This window comes from Citrobacter sp. Awk 2 (assembly GCF_028069815.1).
Lineage (GTDB): Bacteria > Pseudomonadota > Gammaproteobacteria > Enterobacterales > Enterobacteriaceae > Citrobacter.
This window is the reverse complement of sequence record NZ_JANEWL010000040.1, coordinates 21,823-35,610: the sequence shown is the minus strand read 5'-3', so window position 1 is coordinate 35,610 and position 13,788 is coordinate 21,823. Positions and strand designations below refer to the sequence as shown.

The 13,788-nt window shown below is 51.0% G+C and carries 9 protein-coding genes; 5 read left to right on the top strand and 4 right to left on the bottom strand.

The genetic code is table 11. From position 1 onward, the window contains the following. Positions 1-311: 311 nt before the first annotated feature. Both asnS and pncB read right to left on the bottom strand, forming a co-directional pair. On the bottom strand, positions 312-1,712 hold the full coding sequence (gene asnS / locus NNO02_RS12065; RefSeq protein WP_202039013.1) for an asparagine--tRNA ligase: 1,401 nt from the start codon (positions 1,710-1,712) through the stop codon (positions 312-314). 165 nt (positions 1,713-1,877) lie between these two features. Further along, a complete protein-coding gene (gene pncB, locus NNO02_RS12060; RefSeq protein WP_271454885.1) occupies positions 1,878-3,080 on the bottom strand; it encodes a nicotinate phosphoribosyltransferase in 1,203 nt (400 codons plus the stop codon). Positions 3,081-3,345: 265 nt separating this feature from the next. On the opposite strand from pncB, the gene pepN reads away from it, so the two are divergent. Further along, positions 3,346-5,958: an aminopeptidase N gene (pepN, locus tag NNO02_RS12055; protein WP_271454884.1), complete on the top strand. Its 2,613-nt coding sequence runs from the start codon at positions 3,346-3,348 to the stop codon at positions 5,956-5,958. A 61-nt stretch (positions 5,959-6,019) separates the two neighbouring features. On the opposite strand, the gene ssuE is transcribed toward pepN, so the two are convergent. After that, positions 6,020-6,595 (bottom strand): NADPH-dependent FMN reductase, encoded by a 576-nt coding sequence (ssuE, locus tag NNO02_RS12050; RefSeq protein WP_271454883.1) that lies wholly within the window; start codon positions 6,593-6,595, stop codon positions 6,020-6,022. A 242-nt stretch (positions 6,596-6,837) separates the two neighbouring features. Between ssuE and pyrD the strand changes: the two genes are divergently transcribed. Further along, positions 6,838-7,848, top strand: a complete 1,011-nt coding sequence (gene pyrD, locus NNO02_RS12045; protein WP_101742829.1) for a quinone-dependent dihydroorotate dehydrogenase — start codon at positions 6,838-6,840, stop codon at positions 7,846-7,848. Positions 7,849-8,014: 166 nt separating this feature from the next. Continuing rightward, a complete protein-coding gene (gene zapC, locus NNO02_RS12040) occupies positions 8,015-8,557 on the top strand; it encodes a cell division protein ZapC (protein ID WP_137382843.1) in 543 nt (180 codons plus the stop codon). On the opposite strand, the gene NNO02_RS12035 is transcribed toward zapC, so the two are convergent. After that, entirely contained in the window at positions 8,554-9,660 is a 1,107-nt protein-coding gene (locus NNO02_RS12035; protein ID WP_271449330.1) for a YcbX family protein, read from the bottom strand. The two genes, zapC and NNO02_RS12035, sit on opposite strands and share 4 nt — an antisense overlap. 98 nt (positions 9,661-9,758) lie before the next feature. Here NNO02_RS12035 and rlmKL point away from each other — a divergent pair, with 98 nt between their 5' ends. Then, positions 9,759-11,867, top strand: coding sequence for a bifunctional 23S rRNA (guanine(2069)-N(7))-methyltransferase RlmK/23S rRNA (guanine(2445)-N(2))-methyltransferase RlmL (gene rlmKL, locus NNO02_RS12030; RefSeq protein WP_271442108.1), 2,109 nt, complete (start codon positions 9,759-9,761; stop codon positions 11,865-11,867). A gap of 12 nt (positions 11,868-11,879) precedes the next feature. Beyond that, complete coding sequence (locus NNO02_RS12025) at positions 11,880-13,787, top strand: ABC transporter ATP-binding protein (RefSeq protein ID WP_271454882.1); 1,908 nt, start codon at positions 11,880-11,882, stop codon at positions 13,785-13,787. Position 13,788: the final 1 nt, after the last annotated feature.

The window sequence follows — 13,788 nt, the reverse complement described above, 5'->3', positions numbered from 1 at the left end:
TAATTTTGCTAACGACATTTTTATCTTACCCTGCTTAAAAGAACCATTTTTACAAATGCTTATTTTGGACGTCCAGAATGCCGTGCGAATGGGTAATAAATGCTCTATTTGATCATGAAGTGCTAATCCACAATAAAAATAGTGATTATTTTTTGTTCTTAAATGTTGCAGTGAAACATCACGTAACAGGAAGAGGGAATTTACGGGTTGAGTTTAGTGCGGGATGAGGGTCTATCTACGGTGAAAAATGCAGCAATGCGGTGAACGTAAAAAGGCCAGCAGTGCTGGCCTTTAAGGTTAAAACGATAGCGTTAGAAGCTGGCGTTACGCGGTGTACGCGGGAACGGAATAACGTCGCGGACGTTCTGTACGCCGGTGACATAAGCAATCAGGCGCTCAAAGCCCAAACCGAAACCGGAATGCGGAACGGTACCGTAGCGACGCAGATCGCGATACCACCAGTAATCTTCTTTGTTCAGACCCATCTCCAGCATACGGGCATCCAGCACGTCCAGACGCTCTTCACGCTGAGAACCACCGATGATTTCACCGATTCCCGGTGCCAGCACGTCCATTGCCGCAACGGTTTTACCGTCGTCGTTAAGGCGCATATAAAACGCCTTAATATCTTTCGGATAGTTTTTAACCACCACCGGCGCTTTAAAGTGTTCTTCGGCAAGATAGCGTTCATGCTCAGAAGACAGATCGACACCCCAGTAAACCGGGTTTTCGAACTGTTTGCCGCATTTTTCCAGAATGCTTACCGCATCGGTGTAATCCACCTGTGCAAAGTCAGCATCAATGAAACGTTCCAGGCGTGATACCGCATCTTTGTCGACACGTTCGGCGAAGAACTTCATATCATCCGCACGTTCTTCCAGTACGGCCTTGAACGCGTATTTCAGCATCGCTTCAGCCAGACCTGCAACATCGTTCAGATCGGCAAAAGCGACTTCCGGCTCAAGCATCCAAAACTCTGCCAGGTGACGGCTGGTGTTGGAATTTTCCGCACGGAAAGTCGGTCCAAATGTATAAATTTTGGACAGTGCACAGGCATAGGTTTCGCCGTTCAACTGACCGGAAACTGTGAGGAAGGCTTCTTTACCAAAGAAGTCTTTATCGAAATCGACTTTACCCTGATCGTTGCGTGGCAGGTTTTCCAGATCCAGCGTTGACACGCGGAACATTTCACCGGCACCTTCGGTATCGGAAGCGGTGATCAGTGGGGTAGAAACCCAAAAGAAACCCTGCTCATGGAAGAAGCGATGCAGCGCTTGCGCCAGCGTATGGCGTACTCGCGCAACCGCACCAATCATATTGGTACGCGGACGCATGTGTGCGACTTCACGCAGGTACTCAATACTGTGACGTTTCGCAGCCATGGGATAGGTATCAGGATCTTCAACCCAGCCGGTAACTTCAACTTCCGTTGCCTGAATTTCAAAGCTCTGTCCTTGTCCTGGTGACGCAACGACTTTACCCGTTACGATAACCGAACACCCCGTCGTCAGGCGTAATACGTCCTGATTGTAATTGGGCAGAGAATTATTGATGACGGCCTGTACAGGATCAAAGCAGGAACCGTCATAAACGGCGAGGAAGGAGATGCCAGCTTTTGAATCTCGGCGGGTACGCACCCATCCGCGCACGGTGACTTCGCTGTCAACGGCTACGCGGCCCTGGAGTACGTCGGCTACAGGCACAACGCTCATAATATTCTCTCTGTTAATAGTCGGATATATAAACACATGTCCACCCGTAATGGGGGGATACCTATGTTACCTGGCATCTGCAATCAGACAAGCAGAATTCGTAGCTGGAGTGAAAGATTTCGGAAATAAACGTGAAAAGGGAGCCAAAGTGGCTCCCTGGGAAGGCTAGCTGGCTTTTTTAATATGCGGAAGATCGAAGGCTTTACGCAGCGCACGAACAAATGCTTTATCGTGGCAAATGGTTTTGCCTGGACTATCTGACAACTTGGCTACCGGCTTACCGTTACATTCGACCAGCTTGATAACGATATTCAGCGGCTTCACTTGGGGGATATTACACGTCAGGCGTGTCCCGATACCAAAGCTCAGCTGCACGCGAGAAGAGAAGTGGCGATAGAGTTCAATCGCTTTATTCAGATCGAGGTTATCTGAGAACACCAGCGTTTTGCTTTGCGGGTCAATACCCAGTTTTTCATAATGGGCAATGGCTTTCTCACCCCATTCAACCGGATCGCCAGAGTCGTGGCGCAAACCCTGATAGCGTGTTGCAAACTCAACGCCAAAGTCGCGCAAAAACGCGTCCATAGTAATGCAATCGGTCAGGGCGATGCCGAGCTGGTCGGGATATTCGTTCAGCCAGGCGGCCAGGGCAACGCGCTGGCTGGTCGCAAGCTCAGGGCTGATTTGCTGATGTGCCTGGAACCATTCATGTGCCTGGGTTCCCATCGGCGTTAATGACAGACGACGGGCAAGATCGTAGTTGCTGGTGCCAACAAACCACGGTTCCTGCTGCAGACGCTGAACAATAGCTTGCTGCACTTCGCGTGAAAAACGACGACGCGTGCCGAAATCCATCAGATGGAAGCGGGACATGTCGACATCTTTCGTTAATGTAGTGAATTCTGCTAACTTGTTTTCCAGCTCAGCCAGTGCCTGCGGCACGCCAGATTCTGGCGAACGGTAACGGTGCACCAGTTCGCTAATTACCGCCAGCAGCGGGACTTCCCACATGATGACTTCACGCCATGGGCCGGTTAAGCGGATGTTCAGCTTACCGTTATTATTGGTGACGTGAACCTGTTCCGGGTTGTAGCGGAAATCACGTAACCAGGTGAGGTAATCAGCTTTAAAGAAAGGCAGGCCGGAGAGCCACTGGTACTCGTCCTCCTGAAGTCGCAGGTGCTGCATAGCGTTAACCTGCTCACGAATAGTGTCGGCATAAATACCGAGCAGGTCATCGCCACGGCAACGAAATTCAGCCGCTACTTGTACATCATAGTAGTGGTGAAAAACGGCTTGCTGCATATGCAACTTATAAGCGTCTGTATCCAGCAGCGAGTGCAGAACAGGAGAAGCGAATTGTGTCATAGGTGCGCAGTAGCATCCTCTCGCGGGAGCGTTTAGTACAATAAACAACTAAGAAAACCGCTGGAGTATACCCTGTTTAGCGATTTATTGAACCCCGATCACACCATAAGCTGTCTTTCTGGTCGAGTGCATTTCGTGCCGCGTGTTATTGAAATGTAGCAAAAAGGGTGTTTGTGCCTGAAAAGATGAACATTCTGCGTAGCGCGATTTACGCAACAGGAATAGACTGAAGCCGAGACTCTACAAAAGATGCTAAAGGTTTTTTATGACACAACAGCCACAAGCCAAATACCGTCACGACTATCGTGCACCGGATTACCAGATTACTGATATTGACTTGACCTTTGACCTGGATGCTGAAAAAACCGTGGTCACCGCAGTGAGCCAGGCTGTCCGTCATGGTGCGTCTGATGCTCCCCTTCGCCTGAATGGTGAAGATCTGACCCTGGTGTCAATCCACGTGAACGATGAACCGTGGACAGAGTATAAAGAAGAAGAGGGTGCTCTGGTCATCAGCCACCTGCCGGAACGTTTTACGCTGCGTATCGTTAATGAAATTAGCCCAGCAGCTAACACCGCACTGGAAGGGCTGTATCAGTCCGGCGATGCGCTCTGTACGCAGTGCGAAGCGGAAGGGTTTCGCCATATTACCTGGTATCTCGACAGGCCGGACGTGCTGGCGCGTTTTACCACCAAAATTATTGCCGATAAAACCCGGTATCCATTCCTGCTCTCCAACGGTAACCGTGTTGCACAGGGCGAACTGGAAAATGGTCGCCACTGGGTGCAGTGGCAGGATCCATTCCCGAAACCGTGCTATCTGTTCGCGCTGGTCGCCGGTGATTTCGACGTGCTGAGCGATACCTTTACGACCCGCTCCGGGCGTGAAGTTGCGCTGGAATTATATGTAGACCGCGGCAACCTGGACCGTGCGCCATGGGCGATGACGTCGCTGAAAAATTCCATGAAATGGGATGAAGAGCGTTTTGGTCTGGAGTATGACCTCGATATCTACATGATCGTCGCCGTGGACTTCTTTAATATGGGGGCGATGGAGAATAAAGGTCTGAACATCTTTAACTCCAAATACGTGCTGGCGCGTACCGATACTGCCACCGACAAAGACTATCTCGATATTGAGCGCGTTATCGGTCACGAATATTTTCATAACTGGACCGGCAACCGCGTCACTTGTCGTGACTGGTTCCAGTTAAGCCTGAAAGAAGGGTTAACCGTATTCCGTGATCAGGAATTTAGCTCTGATCTTGGCTCTCGCGCGGTAAACCGTATTAGCAACGTGCGTACCATGCGCGGCTTGCAGTTTGCTGAAGACGCCAGCCCGATGGCGCATCCAATTCGCCCGGATATGGTCATTGAAATGAACAACTTCTACACCCTGACCGTGTACGAAAAGGGCGCTGAAGTGATTCGTATGATCCATACCTTACTGGGGGAGGCGAATTTCCAGAAGGGAATGCAGCTTTACTTTGAACGTCATGATGGTAGCGCCGCGACCTGTGATGATTTCGTGCAGGCGATGGAAGATGCGTCGAACGTTGACCTTTCACATTTCCGCCGCTGGTACAGCCAGTCCGGTACGCCGATACTGACTGTGCGTGATGACTATAATCCGACAACGGAACAATATACGCTGACTATCAGCCAGCGTACGCCAGCCACGCCGGATCAGGCTGAAAAGCAGCCCTTGCATATTCCTTTTGCCCTTGAGTTGTATGACAACGAAGGCAAAGTGATCCCGCTACAAAAAGGCGGTCACCCGGTGAATTCCGTACTCAACGTGACCCAGGCAGAGCAGACGTTTGTTTTCGATAACGTTTATTTCCAGCCGGTTCCGGCACTGCTGTGTGAGTTCTCAGCGCCGGTGAAACTGGAATATAAATGGAGCGACCAGCAACTGACCTTCCTGATGCGTCATGCCCGCAATGATTTCTCTCGTTGGGATGCGGCTCAGAGCCTGTTGGCGACCTATATTAAGCTGAATGTTGCCCGACATCAGCAGGGGCAGCCGCTGTCACTGCCGGTACACGTTGCTGACGCATTCCGTGCGATTCTGCTCGATGAGAAAATCGATCCGGCACTGGCGGCAGAGATCCTGACGCTGCCTTCCGTCAACGAGATAGCTGAGCTGTTTGAGATTATCGATCCGGTGGCGATCGCTGAGGTACGTGAAGCGTTAACCCGCACGCTGGCTGCTGAACTGGCAGATGAATTCCTGGCTATTTATAACGCCAATCATCTCGATGAGTATCGCGTTGAGCATGCCGATATTGGCAAACGTACGCTGCGCAATGCCTGCCTGCGCTTCCTGGCTTTTGGGGAAACCCAACTGGCAGACGCCCTGGTGAGCAAGCAATACCGTGAAGCGAATAACATGACTGATGCGCTGGCAGCGCTGTCTGCGGCGGTCGCAGCACAGTTGCCGTGTCGTGACGCGCTGATGCAGGAATACGACGACAAATGGCATCATGACGGTCTGGTGATGGATAAATGGTTTATCCTGCAATCTACCAGCCCGGCAGATAACGTGCTGGAGACGGTACGTGGCCTGTTGAAGCATCGCTCCTTCAGTATGAGCAACCCGAACCGTATTCGTTCTCTGATTGGTGCCTTTGCTGGCAGTAACCCGGCGGCATTCCATGCAGAAGATGGTAGCGGCTATCAGTTCCTGGTCGACATGTTGACCGAACTGAACAGCCGAAATCCTCAGGTGGCATCTCGTTTGATTGAGCCGCTGATTCGCCTAAAACGCTATGATGCAAAACGTCAGGCGAAGATGCGGGCAGCGTTGGAACAGCTGAAAGGTCTGGAAAATCTCTCCGGCGATCTGTTCGAGAAAATTACCAAAGCGTTAGCCTGATCATTCACCGCATTGTGATGTTAACGCGACTTAACCGGTTTACGTATACAACGTAAACCGGTTAAGCATGGGCAGCACCTCGCAGAGAATTCAGCTGCGGAGGGCGCACATCGTGGCGATGCAGGGCCTGCCAGAACGTCTCAAGCGCACCATCCAGGCGCAATTGCAGGTTGAGTGTAAACTGCGGTTTATGCTGATAATCAATGACCTGTGAATCATCGGCAAAAACACCATGCAGAATCTCCTGGGCCTTTAATGCGCTGAGCACCGGTTTCAGGGCATAATCGACAGCCAGTAAGTGCGCAACGGTTCCTCCGGTGGCCAGCGGCAACACCACTTTTCCTTCCAGTGCCCGTTCGGGTAGTAGATCGAGCAGTGTTTTCAGTGCGCCAGAGTATGCGGCTTTGTAGATCGGTGTAGCGACAATCAGTCCGTCGGCGTCTCGCAGTTGTTCGACAAATGCCTTCAACGCCGGGCTGTCAAAACGTGCATAAATCAGATCCTCGGGCGCAAAATTGTGCAAATTCCAGTGGTAAACCTCGATTTCCTGGCCGTTCAGTTTTTCTCGTGCATATTCCAGTAACGCGCTGGAGCGAGAGGGGAAACGTGGGCTTCCCGCCAGTGTGATGACACGCATAATGCTACTCTCCGTTTATAACCAATCATTCAATTTTGCTTAACATTGATAACAATTCATGCAGTCTGGCAGAAAGATTTTGTTTCCCGAAATGATTTAAATGGGATAGAAAAGCTGAAAAGCGAATAAAAACGCAGGGGCAGGAAAACGATTGCTATTTATTGCCGCAGGTCAATTCCCTTTTTGCTCGCGATCGCACATAATACGCCCCCGGTTTGCACACCGGGAATCTAGGAGAGTTCATGTACTACCCCTTCGTTCGTAAAGCCCTTTTTCAGCTCGATCCTGAGCGCGCTCATGAATTGACATTCCAGCAATTACGTCGCATTACCGGCACGCCGCTTGAAGCGCTTGTCCGGCAGAAAGTACCCGCAAAACCGGTTACCTGTATGGGGCTGACGTTTAAAAACCCGCTCGGTCTTGCTGCCGGACTGGATAAAGACGGGGAGTGCATTGATGCACTTGGGGCGATGGGATTCGGCTCAATTGAAATCGGTACTGTGACGCCGCGTCCGCAGCCGGGTAACGATAAACCACGTCTGTTCCGTCTGGTTGATGCAGAAGGTTTGATCAACCGTATGGGGTTTAATAACCTGGGCGTTGATAACCTGGTGGAGAACGTCAAAAAATCGCATTTTGACGGTATTCTGGGGATTAATATTGGTAAGAATAAAGACACCCCGGTAGAGAATGGCAAAGATGACTATCTGATTTGTATGGAAAAAGTCTATGCTTACGCCGGTTATATTGCGATTAATATCTCTTCACCAAATACTCCGGGGCTGCGTACGCTACAATACGGCGAGGCTCTGGATGATCTGCTTACGGCAATTAAAAATAAGCAAAACGATCTGCAAGCGATCCACCATAAATATGTTCCGGTGGCCGTAAAGATCGCGCCGGATCTTTCTGTGGAAGAACTGATCCAGGTTGCCGACAGTTTGGTTCGTCATAATATTGATGGCGTTATTGCCACAAATACCACCCTTGATCGCTCCCTTGTTCAGGGAATGAAGAATTGTGACCAAATGGGTGGTTTGAGCGGCCGACCATTGCAATTAAAAAGTACAGAAATTATTCGTCAGTTGTCTCAGGAATTAAAAGGGCAGTTGCCGATTATTGGTGTTGGCGGGATCGACTCGGTGATTGCCGCACGGGAAAAAATGGCTGCCGGTGCTTCACTGGTGCAGATTTATTCGGGATTTATTTTTAAAGGTCCGCCGTTGATTAAAGAAATCGTCAGCAATATCTGATCTATGCCTTAATTCGACAACCAGGGCTTTATTTCTAGCCCTGGTTGTTTTATATTCCTTTACTGTTGCTTATTTAAACATTCTGAGCTTTTATTATTAGGGCAATAAACGAAGCGGCAAAAGGATTGTGTCGTAATGGCGATGATTAAGGAAAGGAGAGAAACTGATGCGAATTAAACCCGACGATAACTGGCGCTGGTATTATGATGAAGAGCACGATCGAATGATGCTCGATTTAGCCAACGGCATGTTATTCCGCTCGCGTTTTGCGCGCAAAATGCTCACGCCTGATGCATTTTCTCCGTCTGGTTTTTGTGTCGATGACGCTGCGCTTTATTTCTCCTTCGAAGAAAAATGCCGTTACCTGGATTTAGCTAAAGAACAAAAAGCGGAACTGGTGCTAAATGCGCTGGTGGCGATTCGGTATCTTAAACCGCAAATGCCAAAAAGCTGGCACTTTGTTGCGCACGGCGTGAACTGGTCGCCAGTGGTCGGTGACGCTGCCTGTGTTTATTTGAGCGATACTGAAGAACAGGTAAATCTGTTAGTGGTAGAGCCGGGTGAAAATGCCGCACTGTGTTTGCTTGCACAGCCGGGCGTGGTCATTGCCGGTCGCACCATGCAACTTGGCGATGCGATTAAAATCATGAATGACAGACTGAAACCGCAGGCAATTGTCGACAGTTTCAGCCTTGAGCAGGCGGTCTAACTTTCCAGCCTGATTGCCGTTTTGGGTACACAACTGCAGCAAAGAATCGTTCCGTCATCGCCAATCGCTGATTTTTTCAGTGGGTTGACTTCGCCTTCTACCAGCCGAATCCGGCAGCATCCACAAATTCCCGCACGACACGAGTAGGGAACACGGATCCCCTGGTTTTCAAGTTGTTCCAGCAATACCTGCTGATTATTTCCGCGAAACGTTTGACCTTGCCAGTCAATCATCACTGTTGCATCGGGTTGTTGTTGCAAAGCGGTATCATCAGATTCCGCCGCGCCGTACAGCCGGGCGGGTCCGGTTGCCAGTATTTCTACTTCATCACCCACACGAATTACGCCGCTATTACGGGCGATGAGATTCTGGCCGAAATCGACATCACCGTTGTCTGGCGCTGTACGAAAGGTTTGCAGCGTTGCCAGTGGCTCTCCGGATGGATGTTTCTGACCTTTCTCTGGGCTGACGGTAGTGAAAATACAGCGACTACAGGGTTTAGCCACGTCAAAGATAACGTCGCCGATGCGTATCACTTTCCAGGTATCTTCTTCCCAGGCGCTAGCACCTACAACCACCAGGTTGGGGCGAAACTGTTCCATTTTGATGCTGGCCGGGCAGCGCTGCTGCAGATCGCGCAGAGAGGCCTCGTTTGTCAGGAGATAGGGAAAACCATCGGCAAAAGATAACGGTACGCCATCGTGCCGCTTTACCCGACGCGTCAGTTGTGGGCCAACCCAACGTAACTGCACATCACGGGAAAAGAAACCACTGATCCAGCGATTGATATCCGCTGGTGCGACCCGTGCGGTAAAATGGTTTCCCCACACTTCTGTAGGTGCATCCTGCGTGGAGAAGTCGGCAAAGCGCACTAACGCACTGCTGCCGTCTGGCGCGGTAAGATGTAGGCCGTCATGGAATGGCGACGGGGTAAAACGGACCATTTGCGGGAACTGTCGGGCGGTGATGAACGTTCCGTCAGGTTCAGTGATCATAAATATGCGATCAAAGGCAAGGCCGCTGATATCTGCCAGGGCGTGCGTTAGCCCAATGCCGCGCATTGATTTAACCGGATGGATAAAAAGTCGGGTTAACGTGACCACTGTACAGCCCCTCGAATGAAAATAAGCCTTCAACTTTATGACATACAGCCCATATTAGCTATAATGCGCAGCAATTTTCTCGGAGTAAAAGTGACATTATGAATTCTCTGTTTGCCAGTACGGCCCGCGGGCTGGAAGAGCTGTTAAAAACTGAACTGGAAAACCTCGGCGCATTGGAGTGTCAGGTCGTTCAGGGTGGGGTCCATTTTAAGGGCGACACGCGGCTTGTTTACCAGAGCCTGATGTGGAGCCGCCTGGCCTCGCGCATTATCCTGCCGATGGGAGAGTGCAAGGTCTATAGCGATCTTGATCTGTACCTCGGTGTTCAGGCAATCGACTGGACAGAGATATTTAATCCTGGTGCCACCTTTGCCGTGCATTTTAGCGGGCTGAACGAGACGATTCGTAATAGCCAGTACGGTGCACTGAAAGTAAAGGATGCGATTGTCGATGCCTTTACTCGTAAAAACCTGCCTCGTCCGAACGTAGATCGTGAATCACCCGATCTGCGCATTAACGTTTGGCTGAACAAAGATACTGCCAGCATCGCGCTCGATCTGAGCGGAGACGGCCTGCATCAGCGTGGTTATCGTGATCGTGCGGGTCAGGCACCGATTAAAGAGACGCTGGCGGCCGCCATTGTGATGCGTTCAGGCTGGCAGCCGGGTACGCCGCTGCTCGATCCGATGTGTGGTTCCGGTACGTTGCTGATTGAAGCCGCAATGTGGGCAACCGATCGCGCGCCTGGTCTGCACCGTGGGTACTGGGGGTTCAGTGGCTGGGCTCAGCATGATGAAACTGTCTGGCAAGAAGTGAAAGCTGAAGCACAGGTGCGTGCGCGCAAAGGGTTGGCGGACTATACCTCGCACTTCTATGGATCAGATAGCGATGCCCGCGTGATTGAAAAAGCGCGCAGTAACGCCCGCCGTGCCGGTATTGCCGATCTGATGACGTTTGAAGTCAAAGATGTCGCCAAACTGAGCAACCCGTTGCCGAAAGGACCTTACGGTACTGTTATCAGCAACCCACCCTACGGCGAGCGTCTGGACAGTGAACCGGCATTGATTGCTCTGCACAGCCTGCTGGGACGCACGATGAAAAACCAGTTTGGCGGCTGGAATCTGTCGCTGTTCAGTGCATCACCCGATTTGCTCAGCAGTCTGCAATTGCGCGCGGACAAACAGTTTAAAGCGAAAAATGGCCCGCTGGACTGTGTACAGAAAAACTATCACGTTGCAGAAACGACCGCTGACAGTAAACCTGCAACAGTGGCGGAAGATTATGCCAACCGCCTGCGTAAGAATATTAAGAAGTTGGAAAAATGGGCTCGTCAGGAAGGGATTGAATGCTATCGCCTGTACGATGCTGATCTGCCGGAATATAACGTTGCGGTTGACCGCTATGGCGACTGGGTTGTGGTTCAGGAATATGCGCCGCCGAAGACGGTTGATGCGCAGAAAGCACGTCAGCGCCTGTTCGATATTATTGCTGCAACGCTGTCGGTACTGGATATTGCGCCGAACAAACTGGTGCTGAAAACCCGTGAGCGTCAGAAAGGGAAGAATCAGTACCAGAAGATGAACGAGAAGGGAGAGTTCATTGAGGTGAGCGAGTATAACGCACGCCTGTGGGTCAACCTGACCGATTATCTGGATACCGGCCTGTTCCTTGATCACCGTATCGCACGCCGCATGTTGGGGCAGATGAGCAAAGGGAAAGACTTCCTTAACCTGTTCTCCTATACCGGTAGCGCGAGCGTACATGCCGGATTGGGTGGCGCGCGCAGCACTACAACGGTAGATATGTCGCGTACCTATCTGGAATGGGCAGAGCGTAACCTGCGACTGAACGGGCTAAGCGGACGTGCACACCGCTTAATTCAGGCTGATTGCCTGGGCTGGCTGCGTGATGCCAATGAACAGTTTGATCTGATCTTCATTGATCCGCCGACGTTCTCAAACTCTAAGCGTATGGAAGACTCGTTTGACGTGCAGCGCGATCATCTGGCGCTAATGAAAGATCTGAAACGTCTGCTACGCAAAGACGGCACGATTATGTTCTCCAACAACAAACGTGGATTCCGTATGGATCTCGACGGTCTGGCTGAACTGGGATTGAAAGCACAAGAAATTACCCAAAAAACGCTTTCCCAGGACTTTGCCCGTAACCGTCAGATCCACAATTGCTGGCTGATTACCTCAGCCTGAAAGGAAAAATAAATGTCATTGATCAGTATGCATGGTGCATGGCTGTCGTTCAGCGATGCGCCACTTCTTGATAATGCAGAATTGCATATCGAGGATAACGAACGCGTCTGTCTGGTAGGCCGTAACGGTGCGGGCAAATCGACGCTGATGAAGATCCTGAACCGTGAGCAGGGTCTTGACGACGGACGTATTATTTATGAGCAGGATCTGGTTGTTGCTCGTCTACAACAGGATCCGCCGCGCAATGTCGAAGGCAGCGTATATGATTTCGTTGCGGAAGGCATTGAAGAACAAGCCGAGTACCTGAAGCGCTATCACGATATTTCTCGTCTGGTGATGACCGATCCCAGCGACAGAAACCTCAATGAGATGGCGCGAGTTCAGGAAATGCTCGATCACCACAATCTGTGGCAGCTGGAAAGCCGTATCAACGAAGTACTTGAACAGCTTGGGCTGGAGCCAGACATGGAGCTGGCATCGCTTTCCGGCGGCTGGCTGCGTAAAGCCGCGCTGGGCCGGGCGTTAGTCAGCAATCCGCGCATATTGCTGCTGGATGAACCGACCAACCACCTGGATATTGAAACCATCGACTGGCTGGAAGGGTTCCTGAAAACCTTTAACGGCACGATCATTTTTATCTCCCACGACCGTTCGTTTATTCGCAATATGGCAACGCGCATTGTCGATCTCGATCGCGGCAAGCTGGTGACCTATCCGGGTAATTACGATCAGTACCTGCTGGAAAAAGAAGAAGCGCTGCGGGTAGAAGAGCTACAGAATGCGGAGTTTGACCGCAAACTGGCGCAGGAAGAAGTCTGGATCCGTCAGGGTATTAAGGCGCGTCGTACCCGCAATGAAGGTCGTGTGCGTGCGCTGAAGGCCATGCGTCGGGAGCGCGGTGAGCGTCGTGAAGTGATGGGTACGGCGAAGATGCAGGTTGAAGAGGCGAGCCGCTCAGGCAAGATTGTCTTCGAAATGGAGAATGTTGATTACCAGGTTGACGGGAAGCAACTGGTAAAAGATTTCTCCGCGCAGGTGCAGCGCAGCGACAAAATTGCCTTAATTGGACCTAACGGCTGCGGCAAAACGACGCTGCTTAAACTGATGCTGGGACAATTGCAGGCTGACAGTGGTCGCATCCACGTCGGGACGAAGCTGGAAGTTGCCTATTTCGACCAGCACCGTGCTGAACTGGATCCGGATAAAACCGTGATGGATAACCTTGCCGAAGGTAAGCAAGAGGTGATGGTGAACGGCAAGCCGCGCCATGTGCTGGGCTATCTTCAGGACTTCCTGTTCCATCCGAAACGCGCGATGACGCCAGTACGTGCATTGTCTGGCGGGGAACGCAACCGCCTGCTGTTGGCGCGTCTTTTCCTGAAACCCAGCAACCTCTTGATTCTCGATGAACCCACCAACGATCTCGACGTCGAAACGCTGGAACTGCTCGAAGAGTTGATTGACGGTTATCAGGGGACCGTATTGCTGGTAAGTCACGACCGTCAGTTTGTTGACAATACGGTTACCGAGTGCTGGATTTTTGAAGGTGGCGGCAAGATTGGTCGTTATGTGGGCGGTTATCATGACGCGCGTGGCCAACAAACACAGTATGTGGCGTTAAAACAACCCGTTGAGAAAAAAACTGAGGAAACTGTTGCACCTAAAGCAGAAATTGTAAAACGCGGCACAAGCAAACTAAGCTATAAACTACAGCGCGAACTGGAGCAGCTTCCTGCATTGCTGGAATCGTTGGAAGCTAAGCTGGAAACATTACAAGCTCAGGTGGCTGATGCCTCATTTTTCAGTCAACCGCATGAGCAAACGCAGCAGGTATTAGCTAATCTGAACGAAGCGGAACAAGAACTTGAGCAAGCCTTTGAGCGCTGGGAGTATCTTGAGTCTTTAAAGAATGGCGCATAAT